Origin of the sequence: Clostridium malenominatum (genome assembly GCF_039521365.1) — a bacterium.
Classification (GTDB): Bacteria; Bacillota; Clostridia; order Clostridiales; family Clostridiaceae; genus Clostridium_AW; species Clostridium_AW malenominatum.
The window spans coordinates 1,365,124-1,389,608 of record NZ_BAAACF010000001.1 but is presented as its reverse complement, the minus strand read 5'-3'; the positions used below and the strand labels follow the sequence as shown (position 1 = coordinate 1,389,608).

Below are 24,485 nucleotides of genomic sequence, written 5' to 3'. Positions count from 1 at the left end.
ATAATGGAAATTGCCTTTTATTTTTTAACTTATCTCTTTTAAGAGAATTTTTATATAATAAAACAAATTGTTTTAAACATATTGATTTACATTGTTAAATAATCTATAATCTAATTAAATAATTAGAAATTACAAAAATATTAGGAGGTCTTATTCATGGCATTTGATAATCTTTTCAATCCTATAAAAATTAGAGGTATGGAACTTAAAAATAGAGTTGTGTTTCCTGCAATGGGAACAAAAATGCCTGGCGATAATAAGTATGTTACAAAGCAGCTTATAGATTACCATGTAGCTAGAGCATTAGGTGGAAACGGCTTAAACTTTACCGAAGTATGTGGAGTACATGGTCCATCCACTCCAAAAGGTTTTTTAGGTATTTATGATGATAAATATATTCCTGGTCTTAAAAAACTTACCGATGCCATTCACGCCGCTGGCGGAAAATCCGGTGTACAGCTTTGGCAAGGCGGAATGGCTGTAGCTAGTTTTCAAAAGGAAGGGATAATCTTGTCTAGTGACACCCCAATTACAGGAACTGATTCCATAATACCTGGTGCAAGTATTGAACTTATAAAAGAAATAGTTGAAGCTTTTGGAACAGCTGCAAAGCGTGCAGTCCAAGCGGGTTTTGATTGTATAGAATTCCACGCTGGACACAATTATCTACCTCATTCCTTCTTAAGCTCAGCCTTTAATAAAAGAACAGATGAATATGGAGGTTCCCTTGAAAACCGTGCAAGGTTTTTGCTTGAATGTATAAAATCTATTAGAAACAATATTCCTGAAGATATGCCCCTATTTATGCGTATTGTAGCGCAGGACGACTGCTTGGAAAATGGTTTAACTATTGAAGAAACTATTGAGTTTTGCAAACTAGCTAAAAAAGCTGGAGTGGACGTGCTAGATGTATCCCGTGGAAACTTTTCATCTTCAGCAATAAAATATGAAGTACCTCCAGTGGACTTGCCAAGAAGCTTTAATGTTTCAAACGCTCATAGAATAAAAAAAGAAACAGGAATGATTACAATAGCTGTTGGTCGTATAAATGATCCTACACAGGCAGAGGAAATAGTTGAAAACGGAAAAGCAGATATGGTAGTAATAGGGCGCGGCCAACTGGCTGATCCAGAATTTTGTAATAAGGCACTTTCAGGTAACGTAGATGATATTGTTAGATGCGTTGGTTGTAATCAAGGTTGCTTTGATGGTTATGTATCTCCAGAAGTTCCATATATAACATGTTTAAGAAACCCCGCATTAGGCAGAGAAGCTGAATATACCTTAGTAAAAACTGATAGCCCTAAAAAAGTCCTAATAGCAGGTGGTGGTGTAGCTGGGCTTGAAGCAGCTATTATTTTAAAACATAGAGGTCATAACCCTATATTGTGTGAGACAAGCACCTCTCTAGGAGGTCAATTTGTAATTGCTGGAGCTGCTCCACGAAAAGAAGAATTAAAGGAGTCTGCTATAGCTATGGGCGAAATGGCAAAAAGGGAAGGTATTGAAATAAAACTTTCTACCCCTGTTACTCCTGAGGTTATTAAGAAAGTAAATCCCCATGAGGTTATTGTAGCAATTGGCTCAGAACCAATTAAGCCAAATATTCCTGGTATTAATTTATCTCATGTAACAAACTCCCATGATATACTTGCTGGAAATACAGCTGCATCAGGAAATGTTGTCGTTATAGGTGGTGGCCTTGTTGGCTTAGAAGTTGCTGAGTATCTTGCAGAAAAAGCCAATAGCATTACAGTCGTGGAAATGCTACCTCAAGTAGCTAAAGATCTTGGTAATTTACGTAAAATATGCGTAATGGAAAGCATGTATAAATCCAATGTAAATGCAATCACAAATGCAAAGTGCGTTGAAATTAAAGAAGATTCTGTAGTTGTTGAAAAGAATGGTGACCTTGAAGAAGTTCCATGCAATTCTGTAATAATTGCTATAGGAGCAAAGTCACGCAATTGTGATGATATAAAAGCATATTGTGAGGAGAATAAAATCCCTTATTATATTATTGGAGATGCACTACGTGCCCGTAGAGCACTTAATGCAACAGCTGAAGCTGCAGAAGTAGCAAGAAAAATATAAAGGTTTATCATATTATAATCTTGAAGTTTATAAACATGTAATGTATCATTATTATAATTATTAATTAGGAGGTTTTAGTTATGAAGTTTACTTTTAATCATAATAACATTAATGTTCTTGACCTGGAAAAAAGTCTAGCTTTTTATAAAGAAAATCTAGGACTAGTAGAGGTGAGACGTAAAGTTGCTGAAGATGGTAGCTTTATCTTAATTTTCCTAGGAGATGGCATTACTGGTCACAACCTTGAACTAACTTGGCTTAGAGATTGGTCAAAGCCTTATAACCTAGGTGACAATGAGTTCCATATCGCCTTTCATGTAGATGATTATGAGGGAGCACACGCTCTACATAAGAAAAATGATTGCATTTGTTATGAAAATGAAAAAATGGGCATTTACTTTATATCAGACCCTGACGGCTATTGGATAGAAATCATTCCATCAAGACGATAAGCCTCCTAAAAAGATTATAGAAATTAATGTTTATTTACAGCTTGTCAAAAATTTGGAGCATTGCTTGATTTACAACCAAGCTGTTCTATATAGACCAAATAAAACGCAGTAGGTTTCAGAAAACCTACTGCGTTTTTATTCTTAAATAAACTATATATTTATTTTACATCTATGCTAGATTTTACATTTACACTGGCATTATCACCTTTTAGATATACAAACCAGTATATAAAACCTACAAATATTGCTCCACCAATTATATTTCCAAGGGTAACAGGTATTAAATTATTAAAGATAAAAGTATTCCAATTTATACTAGCTAATTTTTCTTGTGAAAGATGAGACGCATTAGCCCAATTAATATTTGATTTTGCTAATATTCCTGCAGGAATGTAATACATATTAGCAATGCTATGTTCAAACCCTGATGTGATAAAAAGCCATATAGGAAAGAATATTCCAAATATTTTCCCCGTCATACTTTTTGCTCCATAGGCTAACCATACCGCTAAACAAACAAGCCAATTTGCCATAATTCCTAAATAGAAGGCAGGCATAAAAGATAAATTCACTTTATACGCAGCAATTTTAATGGTTTGCCCTCCAAGATCATTGGCTCCACTATTAAATAGCCCTGACTGCACCATCATATAGGCTATTATTAGAGAGCCTATTAAGTTTCCTATATATACAGTACACCAATTTTTTAACATTTCTCTTAGTTTTATTTTTTTCTCTAAAACGCTTATTATCATTAATGTATTTCCAGTAAATAGTTCCCCGCCTGCTAAAATAACTAGCATAAGGCCTGTTCCAAAAATTGAACCGGCTAAAGCTTTTCCTAACCCATAGGTTTCAGGTTTTGCAAATAAATTAAACGCTGCCATATTTGACCCTTCAGATGCAAATGCAATGAATGCTCCTGCTAAAATTCCTAAGATTAGTTGGTGTGAAAATGAAAGTTTTGCCTTTTTTATTCCTGTTTGTGCCGTTGTAGCAGCAATTTCTGCAGGCGTTAAATAATTTTTCGTATCCACTTTATAACCACCTCTTATTATAATTACTTTTTGCGCAAATATTATTACTTATTCTTATAGTATACAGTTTTATTGTCTGTAAATCGTCTATAATCTGAATATTCATTAAAAAACATAGGAGCAAATGATGCTCCTATGGGAAAATTATTTTATATTAAAATATTCTTACTATAGTTCCAACAGGTACCTGATTGAAAAGCTCATTTACATCATTATTATACATTCGTATACAGCCATTTGAAGCCGCTGTACCTATGGATGCTGGGTTGTTAGTGCCATGTATACCATAATGGGGCTTTGATAACCCCATCCATCTTGTTCCAAAGGGGCCTCCAGGATTAACCTGTTTGTTTACTATAGTAAAAGTTCCTGTAGGTGTTGGAGTTGTAGGCTTTCCTGTGGCTATTGGATATGATTTTACAAAACTTCCAGAACGATATAAACCAAGGATTTTAGCCCTTATACTAATTCTAATACTTAATGGTGCCGCTGCTACTGGCAAACATATTATGGCACCAACATTAAGATTATTTGGATCAAGTCCTGGATTAATTGCTACAATATCTTGAATGGATACATTAAATGCTCTTGCAATGGCAGATAATATATCTCCCTTTTGTATAACATAGGTATTTAACGTCTGGCATGTGGTAGGCTGGGGCTGTTTTTCTGTTACGCATATTATCTGACCCACTCTTAATCTATAGGGGTCTATATCAGGATTTGCTGATATAAGTGCAGCTACAGTTGTATTAAATCTTCCAGCTATAGTAACTAAAGTATCTCCGCTTTTTATTTCATAGGGTGAGGTTCCTATTGGACATTGGAAAGGTTGAAGTTGTTGTTGAGGTACACATATCTCCTCTCCTATATATAATCTTGATGGATCTATACCTGGATTAACTGAAACAATAGCTGCTACAGTAGTATTAAATCTTTGGGCTATTTTATAAAGGGTATCACCTGCTTTAATAATGTAAGTTGCCGAACCCATTGGACATTGACGGTACCAATATCTATTAAGCATATCAAGCCCCTCCCCCATTTATAACCCTTATAGTTGTTCCTACAGGTACCAGATTAAATAATTCACTTACGTCCTCATTCGACATAACTATACTTCTTCCCGAAGATACCACATCAATAAATTGAGGAGTGTTTGTCCCGTGTATACCAAAGCCAGCCTCAGATAACCCTATCCACCTTGCACCACGCTCTACTCCAGGGTCTACCTGTTTATTTAAAACTGTAAAGGTTCCTCTTGGCATGGGATAAGCAGGATTTTCACGTGCAATAATATATGTCCTGAATATATTCCCATTTCTAAATACCGTAAGTCGCCCTACTGGTACATTTACATCAACATTTACTGGGGAAGGTGCTACAGGAATGCATAAAATTTGATCTTCGTATAAATCATTGGGGTCAATACCATAGTTTGAGTATAAAAGCTGAAGAGGTGTTATGTTAAAATAATTTGCAATTGACTCCAGTGTATCTTCTTTTCTTACTACATAGTAGTTTGTAGTTGGACAAGATGGGTATAATTGAGGTCTTAGTGGCACACAAATTACTTGACCTACCCTTAAACTATTTGGATTAATACCAGGATTTGCATTAATAATATCCTGAGCTGTAGTATTATATCCACTTGCTATTCTATTTAGTGTATCCCCAGTTCTTATGGTATAAGGTACAAGGCCCGCCGCACATTGTCTACACATGTATGGATATCTCATAAAAATCTCCTTATAGTATTACTTGCTCTATTTTATAATATTTTACTTAAGTTGATTTCGTTACAGTAATAATCATTAAAACACAAAAAGACAGGAGCAATTTTACTCCCGTTTTCTATAAATAGACTATACAGTAATTAATACAAATTCAATTTTTTAAGGCTATAATAAAAACAATATAAAATTACGTATGGAATTAAATATGAGAAAAATGTATATACAAAGTTCCATCCATTTTCATATATTATCTTGCCTACAAGTACAAACGGATACTCTGTGGCAGTGGATATTATAGAAAAAATAAATATTATTAGAGGTACATGAACATTAAGTCTTTCAATTGCATATATAAACAATCCACCTACAAGAGCAAAATATCCAATATCAGTTAACAGTTGAGACAAATTACTCAGTTCTTTAGGAGCAATATAATTGAAGCCAAACTGGTATGTGAGTGTATTTTCTATATAAGAAATTACACTTACAAAGGGAACTATATAAAAAATAATCTTCTTTTCTTTTATAAAAAGAAAAACTCCAACGGTAAGCCAAGGTACTATTAAACCAAATATTATATTAAATAACATGTTAGACCTCACAAATTTATAATACATTAATTATTTACATAAATATTATTCTTTATTCAAAATATAAATTTACAAAAGCTTCTCCATTATAGTTATATTAACAAATTTACCATCAAGAACTCCTTGATTTATATAAGTTCCCACTTCCCTAAAACCAGTAGACTTATATAAATTTTTACCTACATCATTGAACTCAAAAGTACTTAAAACTAGCTTGTGGAAGTTTTGTTCTTTAGCGGTTTCTACAAGATAGTTTAATATTAATTTACCAATCCCTTTGCCACGCATATTTCTCTCTACATAGATTGAAATGTCACCAACGCCGCTATAGCAACACCTTAAATTAAACACATTTATGGATGCCCATCCCCTTAATATACCTTCTTGATCTTCAATTACTAATACCTTATATCTGTCAGCCCTACTAGTTAGCCACTCTTTCATTTCATCAACATTCCTTAATCTAGTTTCTAAGGTAGCAATTTTATCTTCAATGCCCTGATTGTAAATACTAGTTATATAAGGTATATCTTCAATTTTTGCTTGTCTTTTATTATAATCCATTTAAATCACTACTTACCTTTCTTTGTTATCCATTTTATTCCTCATATTAATTGTAATGCACAATAGTTGTAAAATACAACTATTGAATAAAAATATTTAGCTTTAATGCTTTTAGGGTGCAGTTATTTCATCTGCACCCTAAAGTTATTTACAATAATTATAATTTGGACAGTCCATACAGTTAATTTCAGAGCAATGGTCAGCTAAAATACCTTTTAGTGCACAAGAACTGCTGCTATGGGAGCGCACAATCTTTGCCCCTGTTTTTTCACCAATTTTTACAGCATTAAGAACCATATTATGAGAAACTGTATTCGTAAATAAAACAAGTAAGTCTGGATTGCCAATCATTTTTTTAAAATTTGCAGGCATTTGCGTAAATACTTTAGCCTTGCAGCTATGTTGCTTGCAAATATCTTTATAAGTACATGCCATTCTATCATGGCCTCCAATAATTACTACACTCATATTAAATTATTTATGGCAATTCGTTACATGTGAACATTCCGAACACCCACTACAACAGGAAGCACCTTTTTTCTTTTGCTTATACGTGTAATAAAAGACTCCTACAAAGGCTGACAATACTAAAGTACCAATAATCGCCGTTGCCATAATTTAATCCTCCTTTACTTAATTTAAAATTTATGATTTTACTAAGCCCCTACCGCTCTCTTAGAAACATTTACGTTATTATCAACATTTTTATATGGTCTGAATAACATATACAATATCAAAGCTACTAGAACAAATGCAATAGCTGATCCAATTCCAAATCCATTGCCTGTAAAAAGCATTCCAAGTTGATATACAATAAGGGAGATTACATATGCAAATCCTGTCTGGTAACCTACCGCGATAAGTGTCCACTTTCCATTTCCCATTTCACGTTTGATAGCACCCACTGCTGCAAAGCAAGGAGCACACAACAAATTGAATAGTAGGAATGAGAATGCTGAAAGTTGTGTAAAAGACTGCTGTAAAAGCGGCCAAATTTCAGCCCCATTTTCCGCAACTTCTGCAAATCCAAATAGTATACCAAATGTTCCAACTACATTTTCTTTTGCAATAAGTCCAGTAAATGTGGCAACAGCAGATTCCCAATTTCCAAAACCTAATGGTGAGAAAACAGGAGCAATCACCTTACCTATAGTGGCAAGCATAGACTCAGCAGTATCTACCATCTCCATGGGCCAGTTGAATGAACTTAAAAACCAAATTGCACCACTTGCTAGGAAAATAATAGTACCAGCCTTTTTAACAAAGGATTTTCCTCTATCTAGCATATGAATAAGAACACTCTTTGCTCCTGGAATATGATATGGTGGAAGTTCCATAACAAACGGAGCAGGATCACCTGCAAATCCCTTAGTTTTCTTTAAAATAACACCTGAGATAATAATTGCAGCAACACCTATAAAGTAAGCAGATGGTCCAACCCATGTAGATTCAGGAAATAACGCTCCAGCAATCAACGCAATAATAGGAAGCTTTGCAGAACAAGGAATAAAAGACGTAGTTATAATAGTCATCTTACGGTCACTTTCGTTTTCTATAGTACGTGAAGCCATAATTCCTGGAACACTACATCCAGTACCAATCAACATAGGAATAAAGGATTTTCCTGAAAGTCCAAATCTCCTAAAAATTCTATCCATTATAAAGGCAATACGAGCCATATATCCGCAGTCCTCAAGGATTGCAAGAAATAAGAATAATACAAGCATCTGAGGTAAAAAACCAAGTACAGCACCAACGCCGCCTATAATACCATCAAGAATAAGAGAATTAAGCCACTCCGCAGTTCCAACAGATACTAGGAAATTTTCTACTGCTGGAGGAATAATTTCTCCAAACAATACATCATTTGTCCAGTCAGTTAACCATGTTCCAACGGTGGAAATAGAAACATAGTACACTAAAAACATTACTAATGCGAAAATAGGAAGTGCTAAAAAGCGATTAGTAACAATACGATCAATTTTATCAGAACTAGTCATTTTGGAATTATTCTTCCTTCTGACACATTCTTTAATAATTTTGCTTATGTAAGTATAACGTTCGTTAGTAATGATGCTTTCACTGTCATCATCAAAGGTTGTTTCGCATCCCTTTGCAATTTCTTCAATACGACTCATAGCATCTTCTGAAAGCTCTATCTGTTCCATAACCTTTTTATCACGCTCAAATAGTTTAATGGCATACCAGTGCAAATTGTCCTCTTCCATACTATATGACAAAATGTCCTCTATCAAACTAAGTGCTTCCTCCACTTCCTGTGAAAAAGTGTGTTGTGGTACATTTTTAGATTTTGCTTTAACCAATGCAATAGCTTTTTCAGCAACCTCTTTACACCCTTCGCCTTTTAATGCGGATGTTTCAATAATTTCACAGCCAAGTTTATGACTTAATTTTTTAACATCAATCTGATCCCCGTTTTTACGTAGAATATCGGTCATGTTCAATGCTATAACAACAGGAATGCCTATTTCTACAAGTTGAGTAGTCAGATAAAGATTACGCTCAATATTTGTACTATCAACAATGTTAATAATAGCGTCCGGCTTATCACCCAGTAGATAATTTCTTGAAACCACTTCTTCAAGTGTATATGGTGAAAGGGAGTAAATACCTGGAAGGTCAATAATTTCTACGTCCTTGTGACCTTTTAGTTTTCCTCCTTTTTTTTCTACAGTAACACCTGGCCAGTTTCCTACATATTGAGAACTTCCGGTCAAAGCATTAAACATAGTGGTCTTACCGCAATTTGGATTACCAGCAAGTGCAATTTTTATATTCATGTACTACTCCTCCTTAAACTAGTTAGCCTTAACTAACCTTCCCTCTTAAAATATGCAGCCCTTTTAGACTGCTTAAACTTACTGAACCTCAATCATTTCAGCATCAGCTTTTCTTAAAGTTAGCTCATAGCCACGGACATTTACCTCTATTGGATCGCCTAAAGGAGCAACCTTACGAACCAATACCTCCACACCTTTCGTAATACCCATGTCCATTATTCTACGCTTCACAGCACCCTCTCCATGAAGCTTCACAACAGTTACAGTCTCACCGCATTTTACTGACTTTAGTGTATTCATACTAATATCCTCCTAAACCATAATTCTATTGGCCATACCCTTGTCCAGCGCCACACGAGTATCTTTAATATTTAAAATCATATTTCCTGCAAGCTCCGATATGACAGTAACGTCTGCACCCTCTACAAAGCCTAGGTTCGCCAGAAACTTGCGAGTTTCATCTTTTCCAGTTATCTTTTTGATGGAGTTTGTTTCTCCTGCTTTAACCATGCTAAGCGGCATCATAATCCCCCCCGACTAAGTTAGTTTAAACTAACTTACACCTTAAAATAAACAGTTAGCTTAAACTAACTGATAACTATTATCAGTTTACCATCATGTTTTTATTATGTCAATAGATTTTATAGCTTTTTCTTGATTTAATTAATACTCTTTGATAACATAATAGTAAAACTTAGGGAGGTAATCCTTTTGAAAATACAAGAATCAGCAGAAAATTATTTGGAAACAATTTTAATATTAAAAAAAAGACTGGGTCAAGTCCGCTCTATAGATATTGCCAATGAATTAAGCTTTTCCAAACCAAGTGTTAGTAACGCTATGAAACAATTTCGTGAGAATGAATATATCACCGTTGATGGTAATGGTTTTATTTCCTTAACTGAAACAGGAGAGGAAATTGCTGAGCGTATATATGAGCGTCATGATTTGCTTACAAAGTACTTCATGGCCCTTGGCGTTAGTGAAAAAACAGCTTTAGAAGATGCATGCCGTATTGAACATGTTATCAGTCAAGAAAGCTTTGAAAAAATAAAGACCTATTACGAGACTACAATGAAATTAAACAACGCAGAAAAATAGAGAACTTTTTGATTCTGTTCTTTTAAAAAATAGTACTCTTATGGCAGGCTACAATGCCTGCTTTATTTTTTATATTTTTTGTAACGTTTCTCCTATAAACAGGTCTTATTTATGTAAGGAGGTGAAAATGTGACTGACTTGGCAAATATCTATGAACAATATTTCCGAGATGTTTACTCGTTTGTATTGTTGTTAAGCAGAAACGAAACGGTTGCTGAAGAAATAACTCAAGAAACTTTTTTTAAAGCTCTTAAAAGTATTGATAAGTTCAATGGGAATTGTAAAATCAGTGTGTGGCTTTGCCAAATAGCAAAAAATACATACTATTCCCATCTAGAGAAGCAAAAACGCTTTGAACTCAATAATATACCTGAAAAAGCAAGTGAAAGCAGCATTGAAGAACTATTGATAGATAAAGAATCAGCTTTACGTATTCATAGGGCTTTACATTGTTTAGACGAGCCCTATAAGGAAGTGTTTACTTTGAGGATATTTGGAGAACTTTCATTTGTTCAAATAAGCCAACTTTTTGAAAAAACTGAAAGTTGGTCAAGAGTCACATTCTATCGGGCAAAACAAAAAATACAAGACTTAGTGAAGGAGGAGAAAAATGGGTAAAATATCTTGCGAGATTATAAAAGATTTGTTACCGTTATACTATGATAAGGTGTGCAGTAATGAGAGCAGAATAACGGTTGAAGAACATCTTACTGAATGTAACAGTTGTAAAAAGGAATTAAATAAAATAGGAACGGACATGAACCTGTCAAAAGAAACAATAGAACAGAACCTCAGAGATGGTAATGTAATAAAAAATGTTGCTGTTTTTTTAAAACGTTCCAAAGTAAAAGCATTTATTATAGGATTACTTGGCGCTGCTGCTCTGTTTACAATTGTTTATTTAGGATTTACCTATCCAATTATTACTGTTCCTACTAATATAGTAAAAATAACAGATATATCTCAATTGGCAGATGGCAGAATTGCTTATCATGTTGAACTAACAGATGGATATAAATTAAACGCTTTGAATTTTCATATGGACGAAAGTGGGAATTTTTATATAACTCCTAAACGCCCAATTATTAAAACAAAAAAAATGACGAATATACCTGGGTTTGGAAATATGCATTATACATTTGGTGATTTTCTTAAAACCGTATATCGTGATAAATACGGTGATAATGCCGAGATTAAAGCATTGTATTACGGAACTCCAAAAGACAAAATACTAATTTGGAAAAAGGGAATGGACTTACCAAAAGCAAGCGAAAAAGTTGAAGCATTCTTCAATGATGAATCCAATCCATACATGCCATATTAACAGATAGTCTGTCAATAATTCTGTGTAAACTTCCATAAAGACTTTTAACTAATATATTTTGATAGTTAACTAGATTTAGGTATTACTGTATCTAAACCTAGTTTTTCTACTTATATACATTGTTGCTAAATGATTAATTGCTTTTTAATTTTAAATTTTAAAATTAAGTATTTAATTATATAGATGTAATGTGTATAATTTAAAGGTATCTAAACATTGATGAAGAAAAGAGGTATTAACATGAGTGGCATAGCTGGCAAAGGTTGTGAAGTATTAGTTCCATATGAAGAGAGAAAATCATTAAAAGATATAGAACGTAGCATTATAAAAACATATAGAAAGCATCTTTGGTCAAAATTCAATAAGGCGATAAAGGACTATAAATTAGTTGAAGATGGAGATAAAGTTGCAGTAGCCATTTCAGGAGGAAAAGATAGTATTCTAATGGCGAAGCTGTTTCAAGAATTAAAACGTCATGGGCACATTAAATTTGAGTTAGAGTTTATAGCAATGGATCCTGGGTATCATCCACATATAAAACAATTATTAATTGATAACTGTGAATATTTAAATATACCAATTCGTATTTTTGAATCTGGTATATTTAATGTAGTAGATGAAATCGCCAAAGATTATCCATGCTATATGTGTGCAAGAATGCGCAGAGGAGCACTGTATACAAAGGCGCAGGAGCTTGGATGTAATAAACTTGCCCTTGGACATCACTACAATGATGTAATTGAAACAATATTATTGAATGTTTTATATTCAGGAAATTTCAAGACAATGATGCCGAAGTTAAAATCAAAGAATTTTGAAGGGCTAGAATTGATTAGACCTTTATATTATATTGAAGAAACATATATTAAAAGATTTACACAAAGCAGTGGAATTTGGCCATTGAATTGTGCTTGTATGGTTTCAGCAGAAAAAATAGGAAACAAACGCTATGAAATTAAGGATATGATAGAAAACTTAAAAAAGGACTTTAAGGACGTAGAAAAATCTATATTTAAATCTTCCCAAAATGTAAATATGAATTGTATTTTAGGTTGGGAAAAGAATGGTGAGAAACACTCATTCCTTGATTTTTATGATGAAGAATAACCTCAATGCCGTCAAACATAATTTTCCATGAAAATTAATAAAAAACAAAAGTCTGTAACTCATTGAAGTTACAGACTTTCCACTGGTCTGGGTAACAGGATTTGAACCTGCGACCTCATGCACCCCATACATGCGCGCTACCATCTGCGCCATACCCAGATAACACTATATATTATAGCATAATTTTTCCTAAAATCAATATATCATAGGAGGAAAGTAATTTTTACGTTACTCTCCTCCTATGATTTAAAAATAATTATGTCTTTCATAATGAACCCTATTAGAAAATTATCTTAAAGAATAATGCAGATAAGTCCACCGTTGCCTTCGTTAATAATCTTCTGAAGTGTTCTTTGAATTTTATTTTGAACATCTTCTGGCATCCTATAAAGTTTGTTTTGTAATCCTTCCTTAACCAAAACTTCTAAAGATTTGCCAAACATGTTGCTCTGCCATATTTTTGATGGGTCATTTTCAAACTGCTCTAATAAAGATTTTACCATTTCTTCACTTTCTTTTTCAGTTCCCATTATTGGAGATATTTCTGTTTGAATATCTGCCTTAATAAAGTGTAATGAAGGAGCACTAGCTTTTAGTTTTACACCGAATCTATTTCCCTGTTTAACCATTTCAGGCTCTTCTAGTTTCATTTCAGTTAGCTGAGGTGCTACAAGTCCATAACCAGTATCTTTAACATCTTGTAAGGCTTGGGCTATTTTATCATATTCAACCTTAGCTTTATGCATTTCTCCCATTATACTCATTAATTCATTTTCATCATTAATCTCTCTATGGCATACTTCCCCTAATATCTTGTAGAATAGCCCTGGTCTTGGAGCTAAGTCAACCCTTGCTACACCTTCACCCATGTTCATTTCACTTAAATCTGAAGCTCCTAGGAATTCGAATTCCTTGAATCCATCTAGAGTCTTAGTAATATCTCTAACTTTGTATATGTTTTTGCACATATCCTTAACTAGATCCATAAAATTAATCTTTAACCAGTGCTCGCCTCTTAATTTCTCAATCCACTGTGGCATGTCTATGTTGATTTCTTTTACTGGGAATTCCTTAAGTACTCTATTAAACACGTTAGTTACATCTTCAACCTTCATGTTTAATACATCCATGATTTGCACTGGCACGTCATATTTAACTTCTAATTCATTCTTTAGTTCTAAGGTTTGTGGTTCATTAGCGTGTCTAGAATTTAATACTATTATGAATGGTTTATTTATTGCTTTAAGCTCATTAACCACTCTTTCTTCAGCCTCTAAATAATCATTTCTAGCAATGTCTGTTATAGAACCATCTGTTGTTACAAGGAGTCCAATGGTTGAATGCTCATTTATAACTTTTTTAGTTCCAATTTCTGCTGCTTCCTCAAAAGGAATTTCATAATCATACCATGGTGTTGAAACCATTTTGGCTTTTTCACCATCCATATAACCTGATGAACCTTTTACAATGTACCCAACGCAATCTACCATTCTAACCTTAAATTTCGAGCCTTCCTTTAGCTTTATTTCAATGGCTTCATTAGGCACAAACTTAGGCTCTGTGGTGTGTATGGATTTTCCCGATGAACTTTGAGGCAATTCATCTTGGGCTCTTTTTTTCTTGAATTCATTATCCATATTGGGCAACACCATTAATTCCATGAATTTCTTGATAAATGTAGATTTACCGGTTCTAACAGGGCCTACAACTCCGACATAAATGTCCCCTTGGGTTCTTTCAGCTATATCCTTGTATATATCAAAGTTTTCCAAGTTATTACACCCTCCTATAATATAATATTAACACTATATATATATTGGTATTATGCTTAAATTATAACTATTTAAATAAAAATCACTTTCAAATTTATTTAATAAAATAAAGGAGCTTGCTTTAAAAGACAAACTCCTCATAAATTTCTAATTGTTAATCATTAATTATATTAGTGTACTTCACTTTTTTTATCTCTAGTCATGAGCTGGTAAACCTCATCTTTAGGATCTTTCCCTAGGAACAAAACCTTATAAAGAGCATCAGTTATTGGCATGGATACCCCAAGCTCCTCTTTAATTTCATAGAATGCTTTGCAAGCCTTAATGCCTTCTACTACCATTCCAACTTCTTCTATGGCCTGTTCTGTAGAAGCTCCCTTACCAATTAATATGCCCGCCCTTCTATTTCTGCTATGCATACTGGTGCAAGTTACAATTAAGTCCCCCATACCAGTAAGTCCAGCAAAAGTTTCTTTTTTGCCACCTAATTTTTCTCCAATTCTTATAATCTCGCTCATTCCTCTAGTCATTAGCGCAGCCTTAGTATTATCACCATATCCAATACCATCAGAAATCCCTGCTGCTAGTGCTATAATGTTTTTTACAGCTCCGCCAATTTCAACACCAATTATGTCATCATTAGTGTATACTCTAAATTTATTTGTCATAAAAAGTTCCTGAACTTCTTTAGCATATTTCATATCTATTGATGTAGCTACTACTGTAGTTGGAATATCTATTGAAACTTCCTCAGCATGGCTAGGGCCTGATAAAATAACTACATGGTTATTAGGTAATTCTTCTTGAATAACCTCTGAAAGCCTTTTTCCTGTGTGTTCTTCAATGCCTTTAGAAACATTTATTAATACTACATCTTCTTTTATGTAGGATTTTAAAATTTTACTAACTCCTCTAATTGCATTAGAAGGTACGGATAAAACTACATATTTGGCATTTTCAAGGGCTTCCTCTAAGTTATTATGTGCAACTACATTAGCTGGAACTATAACATGGGGTAGATATTTCATATTTTCTCTTTTTATATTTATATCTTCTACCACTTTTTCATCTCTATCATATATGCTAATGCTCAATCCTTTTTTAGCTAGCATAACGCTTAAAGCTGTACCAAAACTTCCACCACCAATGAAAGTAACATCATAATTCATAGTTATTCTTTCCTTTCTCTAAACTCCATTTTTATTCCTGTTCCTTCAAAATCAAAGCTTTCTCTCAATTGATTTTCTATATATCTTTCATAAGAGAAATGTAGTGCTTGCGGATTGTTTACAAAGAATACAAATGTTGGAGGCTTAGTTCCTGTTTGTGTTACATAAAACACCTTAAGTCTTGAAGTTCCTACTACCGGAGGTTCCTTCCTCATTATAGCCTTACCAACTACGTCATTTAAAACTCCTGTTTTTATTCTCTTGTTGTAGTTGTCATAGCATGCCTTTGCCATTTCCAATACCTTTTGTACCCTTTGACCTGTTAAAGCTGAAATAAATAAATATGGAGCATAGGACATAAAGTTTAATTCATGTTGCAAATCCTTTTTGAATTTAACCATGGTATTAGTATCTTTTTCTATAAGATCCCATTTATTAACTATTACCATAATAGCTTTGCTCATATCATGAGCATATCCAATAATCTTTTTATCTTGCTCACTTACTCCTTCTTCAGCGTCAATCATTAATATGCATAAATCTGCTCTTTCAATAGCAGTATAGGTTCTAACTACACTGTATTTCTCTATTTCATCTTTTATCTTACTTCTTCTTCTTATTCCTGCTGTATCTATTAATATAAATTTACCTTCCTCTGTTTCTAGGTAACTATCTATAGCATCCCTTGTAGTTCCAGGAATATCGCTTACTATATTTCTATCTTCTCCTAAGAGTTTATTAACTAAAGAAGATTTTCCTACGTTAGGTCTTCCAACAAAGGCTATTCTAATGTATTCATCATTTTCTTCTTCTTCTATTATATCATCAAAATATTCTACTACTTTATCAAGCATATCTCCAAGTCCTAAGGCCTGGGATGCAGAAATAGTTATTGGATCTCCTATGCCTAAGTTATAAAATTCAAAAGCATTATCTTCTAGTGCTGCCCTATCTACCTTATTTACAACTAAAACCACAGGCTTATTGCTTTTTCTAAGCATTTGAGCTACTTCGTAATCTGCTGGTGCTAAACCAGACTTCCCATCAACTAAGAATATTATTACATGAGCTGTTTCTATGGCTATTTGAGCCTGCCTTCTCATCTGAGCTAGTATTATGTCCTCGCTATCAGGTTCAATACCACCTGTGTCTATTATAGTAAAGTTATACTTTAACCATTCTGCTTCTGCATAAATTCTATCTCTTGTTACACCTGGTGTATCTTCAACTATTGATATTCTTTTTCCCGCCAACTTATTAAACAATGTGGATTTTCCTACATTCGGTCTTCCTACTATGGCAACTATCGGTTTTCCCATTTTTTATTCCTCCTTACAATGATCATTAAGTTTTTCTATTAAATCTTCTCCTGTATATTCGCAAATTACAATCTTTTTACCATAGTGCTTTTCTAAATCCTCTATGGTAACATCATCTAAAAATATCTCTTCCCCTGCTCTCAACATGTTCTTAGGTATAAAAATATACTCTCCAGCCTCATGCTTATGTAAAGCATTTAAAATATCTCTTCCAGTAATCAAGCCAACTACAGTGATAGTTTCTCCAAAAAAGTTATTTTTTACTTTAACCACGTCTATTTTTATATTAGAATTTTTCCCCTCTATAATTTCTTTTGCTTTAAATATTTCTTCATAGGCTAAAGCTCCCGTTATAAATGTGAATTTCCCTTTGGCATCTTTTCTAAGTAGCTCTAGGTTCTGATCAATATTATCCCTAAAGATTCTTATCATGCCAACTCCGTCTTCTAACTGCTCAAAGCCTTCATAAAAATCGCTTTGGGGAACATCTATTTCAGATAAAACATAAAATTCATCAGATAACCTTACAAAAGGTGTGTTTATTTCTTTAATAAATTTATCTTGTAACTTTCCTATAAGCTTTATTGTTTCTATAGAGCTTTCCTTATTGAATAACTTCATTGAGAATAGCCCTTCTCTATACTTTGTCACTCCTACAGGAACTACCGCTAAGTTTTGAACACTTGGATATAATTTATATAAGTCTTCTACGGTCTTAATCAGTTCCTCTCCATCGTTAACCCCTGGACAAAGAACTATTTGGCAGTTTATAGTAATCCCTGCTTCACTTAACCTAGTTAATCTCTCATATATATTTCCTGCAAATCTATTGTTTAGCATCTTTTGTCTTAGTTCAGGATTTGTAGTATGAACAGATACATTTATAGGACTAATCCTATACCTTATAATTCTATCGATATCTTCATCCTTCATATTAGTCAATGTAACGAAATTACCTTGTAAAAATGACAGTCTTGAATCATCATCTTTAAAATATAAGGATTCTCTCATTCCTTTAGGCAATTGATCTATAAAGCAAAAAATACATTTATTTTGACAGCTTTTTGCTTCATCCATGATAGATTTATTAAACTCTATGCCTAAATCCTCATGGTACTCCTTTTCAATTTCAATTTCCCATATTTCTCCGTCATCTTTTTCTACTTCTACTAGAATGCACTCATCTGCCATTAAATATTTATAATCAATTATATCGTTAACACTATTGCCATTTATGGTTAAAAGAAAATCGCCAGCTTCTATTCCAACCTCTTCTCCAATACTGTTCGGTAGTACTTTACATATTTTGTTTTTCATTTAACTAACCCTACCTTTTCTTTATATGTAACACTTGTAATATTACATTAATCTTCTTATTTAGTCAATTCTTATCATCAAAAAGAGACTGTATATTACTATGTACAGTCTCCCTAAAACTATTCATTTAAATCCTTTAATTCTCCAGTTACTTGGTAAATAGTCCACTCGCAAATATTTGTTACGTGATCAGCTATTCTTTCTATATATTTGCATATAAATAAGAACTGTGTAGCTTGATTTATGCTGCTATTATCTTTTGTCATTATTGGAATCATTTCTTTAAACACATTTTTGTAGATATCGTCTATTTTATCATCCTCTTTGCATATTAAATAGGATTTTTCCACATCTCCTTCAACATACGCATCTAATGCCCCTTTAATCATTTCCTTAGCTATATCTGTCATCTTAGGTATATCTACTAGAGGTTTGATAAACTTTTCATCCTTTAGCCTTATAGCAATTTTAGCAATATCCACTGCATGATCTGCCATTCTTTCTAAATCTGTTACTATTTTGCTGCCCGTAAATATCATTCTTAAATCTTTTGCTAAAGGCTGCTCTCTTGCAATTAATTTTATACATTTATCCGATATTTCTCTTTCCAAATCATCAACTAAATCATCGTTTTTTATTACTTCTTCTGCTAAATCATAGTTGTGCTCTGTTAATGCCTCTATGCATTCATGTATTTGTTTTTCTACTATGCTACCCATTCTTAAAATATCATTGTGTAATTCCTGAAGATGCAAATCAAAAGTACTTCTTGTCAACCTAACCACCTCTTTTTATTATTTGCTTTATCCAAACCTTCCAGTTATATAATCCTCAGTTCTTTTATCTCTTGGCTTATAGAATATATCTTCTGTTTTTCCAAACTCAACTATTTCTCCATTTAAGAAAAATGCTGTATTATCAGAAACTCTTCCTGCTTGTTGCATATTATGAGTTACCACTATAACGGTATACTCCTTTTTCAAACTTTCCATCAACTCTTCAATCTTCAATGTGGAAATAGGATCTAATGCTGAAGTCGGCTCATCCATTAATATTATTTCAGGCTCTACTGCAAGAGTTCTAGCAATACATAATCTTTGTTGTTGTCCTCCTGAAAGTCCCAAAGCACTTTTCTTTAATCTATCCTTTACTTCCTCCCAAAGAGCTGAACCCTTTAGACTCTCTTCTACTATTTCATCTAATTTGCTCTTGTTTTTTATACCATGTATTCTAGGACCATAAGCTACATTGTCATAAATGGACATAGGGAATGGATTTGGCTTTTGAAACACCATGCCTATAACTTTTCTTAACTCTATTTCATCAAATTCCTTATAAACGTCTTTTCCATTATAAAGAACCTTTCCATCTATTTTTACCCCTGCAATAAGATCATTCATTCTATTTATTGTTCTTAAAAATGTTGATTTACCACACCCTGAAGGTCCTATAAGGGCTGTAACTTGATTTTTATCTATATTCAAATTAATTTTTTTCAATGCTTGATGTGTACCATAATATAAATCTAAATCCTTAACTTCTATTATAGACATTTTCTTCCTCCTTACTTGCCACCTGAGTAGCGTCTATATATGATATTTCCAATTACTCTGGCAAATAAATTAAATAATAATACCATTATAATTAATATTGCTGATGATCCATCTCCAATTCTAGTGGCATCTGGTACCATACCTTCAGAGTTTACCTTCCAGATATATACCGAAAGGGTTTCCGCAGGTCTTAATAAATTAAAGGGTGAAGCTTTAGTAAATAATTTATCAGCAGCGAAACTTAGAGAAGGAGCACTCATGCCCGCTGTATATAAAAGAGCTGCTGCTTCTCCAAATACCCTTCCGCCTGCTAGTATAACACCAGTTAAAATTTGTGGCATAGCTGTTGGTAATATAACTTTCCAAATGGTTTGCCATTTTGTAGCCCCCAAGGCTAAGCTGCCTTCCTTTATTCCTTTAGATGCATTTCTTATAGCATTTTCACTTACCCTTGTAAGAGATGGTAAGTTTATAATTCCTAGAGCCAATGCCCCTGATAAAAGGGTGAAACCCCATCCTGTGCTTTTAACAAAAACTAATAGTCCAAATAACCCTACAACAATAGATGGAAGGGAAGCCATGGTTTCTATACATAGTCTTATAATATTAAGAAATTTTCCTTCTCTAGCATATTCTGATAAATATATTCCAGCACCCACTCCAAATGGAATGGTTATTATCAGCGAAACAATTAACATATAAAAAGAATTGAATAATTGAGGGCCTATTCCCCCTCCAGCTTCTCCAATTTTAGGTTCCCCAAAAATAAAGCTTGGAGTTAAATGTCTTACCCCTCTTATTATAATATATCCAATTAATGTTATCAGTAACATTAATATCATTGCAGAGATTATATAAGTTGTAACAGTAAATATTTTATCTTTACTTCTTTCATTCATTATTTTATCTCACCTCTTAAAGCTAAAGTCCTAATAATTAGTATGAACAGAAATGAAACTATTAATAAAACTAAGGCTATTGTCCAAAGAGCATCATTCCAAGCTGTTCCTGATATGGTATTAGCCATATCCATGGTTAATATAGATGTTAATGTAGTTGTAGGACTCAATAAATTATTAGGAAGTTTAACAGTGTTTCCTATTACCATTTGAACTGCCAGCGCCTCTCCAAAGGCTCTTGCGATTCCTAATACTATTGCGGTTAATATACCCCCTTTAGCTGAGGGAATAGCTACTCTACTTATGGTTTGCCATCTAGTAGCTCCTAATCCATAGGAAGCCTCTAAATAATCCTTTGGTATAGCTTTAAGAGCATCTACTGATAAACTTGATATAGTAGGCAGTATCATAACACTAAGCACTAATATGCCAGCAAATAAACTAAATCCTATACCACCAAATACATTCTTGATTAAAGGTAGTAGTACTGTAATACCTAACCATCCATATACAACAGAAGGTATTCCTACAAATAGCTCTAAAGCTGGTTTTAGAATGCTTTCACCTAGTTTTGGGGAAATATAATTAATAAATACTGCTAAAGCTATGCTTACTGGAGACGCTAATAATACTGCTCCAAGTGATACTAAAGTTGAACCTGCAAGGAATGTAAAAATACCAAACTTAGGACTCTCTCCATCCGGGGACCATTTAGTAGAAAAAATAAATCTTGTTAATGAATAATCCCCTTTAGTAAATGTATTAATTCCCTTTACCGCTATAAATCCTATTATAGTTAACGTAAGTATAAGGATTAAAGATCCGCAAAGAATTGCGAATCCTTTTCCTAAGTATTCATTTTTTATACGCTTCCAAAACTTATTCTTCATATTTATCTTCCTTCTTTTTTATTTCAAATGCTTTATTTAAAATCTCCTACTGGAATATAACCTAATTTTTCTACTAAAGCTTTATTCTCATCGCTCATTACATATTCAATAAAAGCCTTTGTAAGTCCTGTTGGAGCTCCTTTAGTGTACATATGTTCATAAGACCAGAAAGGATATTTCTTAGTTACAATGTTTTCTTTAGAAGCTTCAACTCCGTCAATCTTAACTAATTTAATATTTTCTCTTTTTTCTGCTGTTAAATAGGATAATGCAAGATAACTTACGGCTCCGGAAGTACTTGTTATTGTTTTTTCTACACTACCACTTGAATCCTGTATTGTTCCTAATCCTTCTTTTTCACTTTTACCATCCATGATTGTATCTATGAAGGTTGCTCTTGTACCTGAAGATGATGGTCTATTTACTACATTTATTGCTAAATCTTGTCCACCAACTTCTTTCCAGTTTGTAACTTCTCCAGTAAATATCTTTTGAATTTGTTCCTTTGTTAATGAATCAACTTTAACATCTTTATTTACTACTAATGCAAAGCCGATAGCGCATACTTTATGATCAACTAATTCCTTTGCTTTTTCTTTATCTTTTATTTTTGACTCAGCACTTACATCTGAATTTCCTATTTCTACTGAACCTTCTGCAACTTGGTTTATTCCTGTACCGCTTCCTCCGCCTTGTACATTAATAGTTGCATCAGGATTTTTTGCCTTAAAGTTTTTTGCTGCTTCTTGTACTAATGGTTGAAGTGCAGTAGATCCTACCGCTGTTATTGTGCCAGAAATAGTATTTACATTTTTATTTTCACTTTCAGTTTTATCTTTTCCACCACATCCTGCAAATACTCCTGTCATTAATGTTAATGATAATGCTGCTATTAGAGTTCTAATGCCTTTTTTATTCATTTATTAACCCTCCATTAAAATCATTTATTTTATCTACTATATTTATCATAGTATATGGAAGTTAACCAAATATTATAGGCATGTTAAAAAAAATTTACATAAAGAAATAAGCATGCAGTGTTTTTCACTACATGCTTACCTTTTTAATAGGTATTGTTACAATAAAATTACTTCCCTTTCCAACTTCACTTTCCACCTCTATAGTACCCTCAAAAGAAAGAATAATATGCTTAACTATAGCAAGTCCAAGCCCCGTTCCACCCTCTACTCTACTTCTTGCCTTATCTACTCTATAAAACCTTTCAAATATTCTTCCAATATGATCCTTAGGTATACCTACCCCTGTGTCTTTAACTTCTATTATAATTTTGTTATTATAAACTTTCTTTTTTACATATACAGCACCATTTTCTTCTGTGTACTTTACAGCATTGTCTACCAAGTTCAACATCATTTGTTTAAATCTGTCTGCATCCCCTTGTATTATAGGTAGGTTCTCACCTTCAATTGTTATTGCTATATTTTTCTTCATAGCATAGTTATTTACTAAACTACATACATCTTCAATAATACTATTAACATCGGCAACTTCTTGTTTTATTTCCCTATTATTTTCAATATGGGATAAAACAAGTATATCATTAATTAATCTGGTTAGTCTTTCCGCTTCATCGTTAATAATGTTTAAGAACTTCTCTTTATTTATAGGATCATCTACGTATCGTAAAGTTTCAGCAAAGCCTTTAATAGAAGTTAGGGGTGTTTTCAATTCATGAGAAACATTGGCAACAAATTGAGACCTCATATTTTCTAATCTTTTAATTTCGGTTATATCTTGTACTACAGCTACTGTTCCCATCAATTGTCTTCCGTTAAATATATCTGCGGTTTTTATCCTAAGTTCTCTTTCCTTAGGATTTAATATTTTTATTTCTCTATATTCATCTATGGAATTTTTTAAAATATCCTCTAACTCAAAGTTTCTAATATAGTCTAATAAATTACATCCTATTATGTCTTTTTTTATTCCAAAAATTTTATTTGCATAAGGGTTTATAATTATCACTTTAAAATTTTTATCTACTGCTATAACTCCACTTTCCATACTAGTTAGTATAGCTTCAAGTTTATTTTGTTTGTCTATTACATCATTTATTGTTAGTTGGAGCTTTTGAGCCATATTATTAAAGGTTTTAGACAATTGTCCTATCTCATCTCTAGAGTGTATATTTACCCTCCTATGCAACTCTCCCGCTGCAACTCTTGATGTTATAAATTCTAAATTTTTAATAGGCTTAACTATTTCTAAGGAAAACTTTGACGAAAACACTAAAGATGTAATTATGGCCAGTATGAGTACAATAACATAATAGCTACTATATTCTTTCTTAAAACCTGATATCCTCTTCATTTCCATGGAGCTTCTTATGATATATTCATCATTTACGAACATGGCCACGTACATGTTATCCGTTTTAGTGGAAGTACTATATCTTATGGCATATCCACTTCCGGTATTTTTTGCTGAAATAACCTCTTCCCTGTTATTATGGTTCTCCATTTCTAATCCGTCTACTTTAGAATCTCCAACCACTTCTCCCTTTTTATTTATAATAGTGACTCGTATATCATTTTCCTTAAAGCTTTTCTTTATAATACTATCCAAGCCTTCTTTATCAATATATTTTAAAACACTTGCTACTAATTCATTATTAGATTTTAAAGCTTTTTTAGTATTTTCTATGTATTGATAGTTTTGTATAATTAAGAAAAAACTCATTACCAAAGTCAAGCTAATTGTTAAGGTTAGGAACATATATATCATTAATTTTTTTTTCAT

Annotated in this window: 26 protein-coding genes and 1 tRNA gene; 6 read left to right on the top strand and 21 right to left on the bottom strand. The window is 33.0% G+C overall.

Going from position 1 to position 24,485, the window contains the following annotated elements; all coding sequences use genetic code 11:
* Positions 1-156: 156 nt before the first annotated feature.
* Both baiCD and ABDZ69_RS07015 read left to right on the top strand, forming a co-directional pair.
* The gene (baiCD, locus tag ABDZ69_RS07020; protein ID WP_343768131.1) at positions 157-2,094 is read left to right on the top strand and encodes a bile acid Fe-S flavoenzyme BaiCD; all 1,938 of its coding nucleotides are present in this window, start codon (positions 157-159) and stop codon (positions 2,092-2,094) included.
* Positions 2,095-2,174: 80 nt separating this feature from the next.
* Positions 2,175-2,546 carry a VOC family protein gene (locus ABDZ69_RS07015; protein ID WP_343768129.1) on the top strand — a complete coding sequence of 124 codons (372 nt, stop codon included), beginning with the start codon at positions 2,175-2,177 and terminating at the stop codon, positions 2,544-2,546.
* 158 nt (positions 2,547-2,704) lie between these two features.
* On the opposite strand, the gene ABDZ69_RS07010 is transcribed toward ABDZ69_RS07015, so the two are convergent.
* The 10 genes from ABDZ69_RS07010 to ABDZ69_RS06960 form a co-directional block, all read right to left on the bottom strand.
* Positions 2,705-3,583: a formate/nitrite transporter family protein gene (locus ABDZ69_RS07010; protein ID WP_343768127.1), complete on the bottom strand. Its 879-nt coding sequence runs from the start codon at positions 3,581-3,583 to the stop codon at positions 2,705-2,707.
* 154 nt (positions 3,584-3,737) lie between these two features.
* A complete protein-coding gene (locus tag ABDZ69_RS07005; RefSeq protein ID WP_343769611.1) occupies positions 3,738-4,094 on the bottom strand; it encodes a L,D-transpeptidase in 357 nt (118 codons plus the stop codon).
* Between the two features lie 517 nt (positions 4,095-4,611).
* Positions 4,612-5,322, bottom strand: coding sequence for a L,D-transpeptidase family protein (locus ABDZ69_RS06995; protein WP_343768125.1), 711 nt, complete (start codon positions 5,320-5,322; stop codon positions 4,612-4,614).
* Positions 5,323-5,459: 137 nt separating this feature from the next.
* Positions 5,460-5,909: a hypothetical protein gene (locus ABDZ69_RS06990; protein ID WP_343768122.1), complete on the bottom strand. Its 450-nt coding sequence runs from the start codon at positions 5,907-5,909 to the stop codon at positions 5,460-5,462.
* Positions 5,910-5,978: 69 nt separating this feature from the next.
* On the bottom strand, positions 5,979-6,473 hold the full coding sequence (locus ABDZ69_RS06985; RefSeq protein ID WP_343768119.1) for an arsinothricin resistance N-acetyltransferase ArsN1 family A: 495 nt from the start codon (positions 6,471-6,473) through the stop codon (positions 5,979-5,981).
* A 144-nt stretch (positions 6,474-6,617) separates the two neighbouring features.
* A complete protein-coding gene (locus ABDZ69_RS06980; protein ID WP_343768117.1) occupies positions 6,618-6,941 on the bottom strand; it encodes a DUF2325 domain-containing protein in 324 nt (107 codons plus the stop codon).
* 6 nt (positions 6,942-6,947) lie between these two features.
* A complete protein-coding gene (locus ABDZ69_RS06975) occupies positions 6,948-7,088 on the bottom strand; it encodes a FeoB-associated Cys-rich membrane protein (protein WP_343768115.1) in 141 nt (46 codons plus the stop codon).
* Positions 7,089-7,129: 41 nt separating this feature from the next.
* Positions 7,130-9,274 carry a ferrous iron transport protein B gene (gene feoB, locus ABDZ69_RS06970; protein WP_343768113.1) on the bottom strand — a complete coding sequence of 715 codons (2,145 nt, stop codon included), beginning with the start codon at positions 9,272-9,274 and terminating at the stop codon, positions 7,130-7,132.
* Between the two features lie 78 nt (positions 9,275-9,352).
* Positions 9,353-9,574 carry a FeoA family protein gene (locus ABDZ69_RS06965; RefSeq protein ID WP_343768111.1) on the bottom strand — a complete coding sequence of 74 codons (222 nt, stop codon included), beginning with the start codon at positions 9,572-9,574 and terminating at the stop codon, positions 9,353-9,355.
* A gap of 12 nt (positions 9,575-9,586) precedes the next feature.
* Complete coding sequence (locus ABDZ69_RS06960) at positions 9,587-9,796, bottom strand: FeoA family protein (protein ID WP_343769609.1); 210 nt, start codon at positions 9,794-9,796, stop codon at positions 9,587-9,589.
* A 189-nt stretch (positions 9,797-9,985) separates the two neighbouring features.
* Between ABDZ69_RS06960 and ABDZ69_RS06955 the strand changes: the two genes are divergently transcribed.
* The 4 genes from ABDZ69_RS06955 to ABDZ69_RS06940 all read left to right on the top strand — a co-directional run bounded on the left by ABDZ69_RS06955 (position 9,986) and on the right by ABDZ69_RS06940 (position 12,806).
* Positions 9,986-10,375: a metal-dependent transcriptional regulator gene (locus ABDZ69_RS06955; RefSeq protein ID WP_343768109.1), complete on the top strand. Its 390-nt coding sequence runs from the start codon at positions 9,986-9,988 to the stop codon at positions 10,373-10,375.
* A 129-nt stretch (positions 10,376-10,504) separates the two neighbouring features.
* Positions 10,505-10,993, top strand: a complete 489-nt coding sequence (locus tag ABDZ69_RS06950) for an RNA polymerase sigma factor (RefSeq protein WP_343768106.1) — start codon at positions 10,505-10,507, stop codon at positions 10,991-10,993.
* The gene (locus ABDZ69_RS06945) at positions 10,986-11,699 is read left to right on the top strand and encodes a zf-HC2 domain-containing protein (protein ID WP_343768103.1); all 714 of its coding nucleotides are present in this window, start codon (positions 10,986-10,988) and stop codon (positions 11,697-11,699) included. Before ABDZ69_RS06950 ends, ABDZ69_RS06945 begins: the two co-directional genes overlap by 8 nt.
* A 240-nt stretch (positions 11,700-11,939) precedes the next feature.
* Positions 11,940-12,806 carry a tRNA 2-thiocytidine biosynthesis TtcA family protein gene (locus ABDZ69_RS06940; RefSeq protein WP_343769607.1) on the top strand — a complete coding sequence of 289 codons (867 nt, stop codon included), beginning with the start codon at positions 11,940-11,942 and terminating at the stop codon, positions 12,804-12,806.
* Between the two features lie 83 nt (positions 12,807-12,889).
* Here ABDZ69_RS06940 and ABDZ69_RS06935 read toward each other — a convergent pair.
* The 11 genes from ABDZ69_RS06935 to pnpS form a co-directional block, all read right to left on the bottom strand.
* Positions 12,890-12,965 (bottom strand) — tRNA-Pro (locus tag ABDZ69_RS06935).
* 134 nt (positions 12,966-13,099) lie between these two features.
* Positions 13,100-14,578 (bottom strand): stage IV sporulation protein A, encoded by a 1,479-nt coding sequence (spoIVA, locus tag ABDZ69_RS06930; protein ID WP_343768101.1) that lies wholly within the window; start codon positions 14,576-14,578, stop codon positions 13,100-13,102.
* 170 nt (positions 14,579-14,748) lie between these two features.
* Entirely contained in the window at positions 14,749-15,747 is a 999-nt protein-coding gene (locus ABDZ69_RS06925; RefSeq protein WP_343768099.1) for an NAD(P)H-dependent glycerol-3-phosphate dehydrogenase, read from the bottom strand.
* Positions 15,748-15,749: 2 nt separating this feature from the next.
* Complete coding sequence (gene der, locus ABDZ69_RS06920; protein ID WP_343768096.1) at positions 15,750-17,066, bottom strand: ribosome biogenesis GTPase Der; 1,317 nt, start codon at positions 17,064-17,066, stop codon at positions 15,750-15,752.
* Between the two features lie 3 nt (positions 17,067-17,069).
* A complete protein-coding gene (locus ABDZ69_RS06915; protein ID WP_343768094.1) occupies positions 17,070-18,383 on the bottom strand; it encodes a DUF512 domain-containing protein in 1,314 nt (437 codons plus the stop codon).
* Positions 18,384-18,502: 119 nt separating this feature from the next.
* The gene (phoU, locus tag ABDZ69_RS06910; RefSeq protein WP_343768092.1) at positions 18,503-19,159 is read right to left on the bottom strand and encodes a phosphate signaling complex protein PhoU; all 657 of its coding nucleotides are present in this window, start codon (positions 19,157-19,159) and stop codon (positions 18,503-18,505) included.
* Between the two features lie 27 nt (positions 19,160-19,186).
* A complete protein-coding gene (gene pstB, locus ABDZ69_RS06905) occupies positions 19,187-19,936 on the bottom strand; it encodes a phosphate ABC transporter ATP-binding protein PstB (RefSeq protein WP_343768090.1) in 750 nt (249 codons plus the stop codon).
* 11 nt (positions 19,937-19,947) lie between these two features.
* On the bottom strand, positions 19,948-20,835 hold the full coding sequence (pstA, locus tag ABDZ69_RS06900) for a phosphate ABC transporter permease PstA (protein ID WP_343768088.1): 888 nt from the start codon (positions 20,833-20,835) through the stop codon (positions 19,948-19,950).
* Entirely contained in the window at positions 20,835-21,725 is an 891-nt protein-coding gene (pstC, locus tag ABDZ69_RS06895) for a phosphate ABC transporter permease subunit PstC (RefSeq protein WP_343768086.1), read from the bottom strand. The genes pstA and pstC overlap by 1 nt, the downstream gene beginning before the upstream one ends.
* A gap of 32 nt (positions 21,726-21,757) precedes the next feature.
* A complete protein-coding gene (locus ABDZ69_RS06890; RefSeq protein ID WP_343768084.1) occupies positions 21,758-22,645 on the bottom strand; it encodes a phosphate ABC transporter substrate-binding protein in 888 nt (295 codons plus the stop codon).
* Positions 22,646-22,772: 127 nt separating this feature from the next.
* Entirely contained in the window at positions 22,773-24,485 is a 1,713-nt protein-coding gene (gene pnpS, locus ABDZ69_RS06885; RefSeq protein ID WP_343768082.1) for a two-component system histidine kinase PnpS, read from the bottom strand.

What these genes read in the sequence shown, in the direction of transcription:
- ABDZ69_RS06940 (WP_343769607.1), top strand. Translation starts at nt 11,940, where the DNA reads ATGAGTGGCATAGCTGGCAAAGGTTGTGAAGTATTAGTTCCATATGAA.
- ABDZ69_RS06960 (WP_343769609.1), bottom strand. Translation starts at nt 9,796, where the DNA reads ATGCCGCTTAGCATGGTTAAAGCAGGAGAAACAAACTCCATCAAAAAG.
- der (WP_343768096.1), bottom strand. Translation starts at nt 17,066, where the DNA reads ATGGGAAAACCGATAGTTGCCATAGTAGGAAGACCGAATGTAGGAAAA.
- ABDZ69_RS06965 (WP_343768111.1), bottom strand. Translation starts at nt 9,574, where the DNA reads ATGAATACACTAAAGTCAGTAAAATGCGGTGAGACTGTAACTGTTGTG.
- ABDZ69_RS06890 (WP_343768084.1), bottom strand. Translation starts at nt 22,645, where the DNA reads ATGAATAAAAAAGGCATTAGAACTCTAATAGCAGCATTATCATTAACA.
- feoB (WP_343768113.1), bottom strand. Translation starts at nt 9,274, where the DNA reads ATGAATATAAAAATTGCACTTGCTGGTAATCCAAATTGCGGTAAGACC.
- ABDZ69_RS06985 (WP_343768119.1), bottom strand. Translation starts at nt 6,473, where the DNA reads ATGGATTATAATAAAAGACAAGCAAAAATTGAAGATATACCTTATATA.
- ABDZ69_RS06945 (WP_343768103.1), top strand. Translation starts at nt 10,986, where the DNA reads ATGGGTAAAATATCTTGCGAGATTATAAAAGATTTGTTACCGTTATAC.
- baiCD (WP_343768131.1), top strand. Translation starts at nt 157, where the DNA reads ATGGCATTTGATAATCTTTTCAATCCTATAAAAATTAGAGGTATGGAA.
- ABDZ69_RS07015 (WP_343768129.1), top strand. Translation starts at nt 2,175, where the DNA reads ATGAAGTTTACTTTTAATCATAATAACATTAATGTTCTTGACCTGGAA.
- ABDZ69_RS06915 (WP_343768094.1), bottom strand. Translation starts at nt 18,383, where the DNA reads ATGAAAAACAAAATATGTAAAGTACTACCGAACAGTATTGGAGAAGAG.
- ABDZ69_RS06975 (WP_343768115.1), bottom strand. Translation starts at nt 7,088, where the DNA reads ATGGCAACGGCGATTATTGGTACTTTAGTATTGTCAGCCTTTGTAGGA.
- ABDZ69_RS06925 (WP_343768099.1), bottom strand. Translation starts at nt 15,747, where the DNA reads ATGAATTATGATGTTACTTTCATTGGTGGTGGAAGTTTTGGTACAGCT.
- ABDZ69_RS06980 (WP_343768117.1), bottom strand. Translation starts at nt 6,941, where the DNA reads ATGAGTGTAGTAATTATTGGAGGCCATGATAGAATGGCATGTACTTAT.
- pnpS (WP_343768082.1), bottom strand. Translation starts at nt 24,485, where the DNA reads ATGAAAAAAAAATTAATGATATATATGTTCCTAACCTTAACAATTAGC.
- pstA (WP_343768088.1), bottom strand. Translation starts at nt 20,835, where the DNA reads ATGAATGAAAGAAGTAAAGATAAAATATTTACTGTTACAACTTATATA.
- ABDZ69_RS06990 (WP_343768122.1), bottom strand. Translation starts at nt 5,909, where the DNA reads ATGTTATTTAATATAATATTTGGTTTAATAGTACCTTGGCTTACCGTT.
- ABDZ69_RS06995 (WP_343768125.1), bottom strand. Translation starts at nt 5,322, where the DNA reads ATGAGATATCCATACATGTGTAGACAATGTGCGGCGGGCCTTGTACCT.
- pstC (WP_343768086.1), bottom strand. Translation starts at nt 21,725, where the DNA reads ATGAAGAATAAGTTTTGGAAGCGTATAAAAAATGAATACTTAGGAAAA.
- pstB (WP_343768090.1), bottom strand. Translation starts at nt 19,936, where the DNA reads ATGTCTATAATAGAAGTTAAGGATTTAGATTTATATTATGGTACACAT.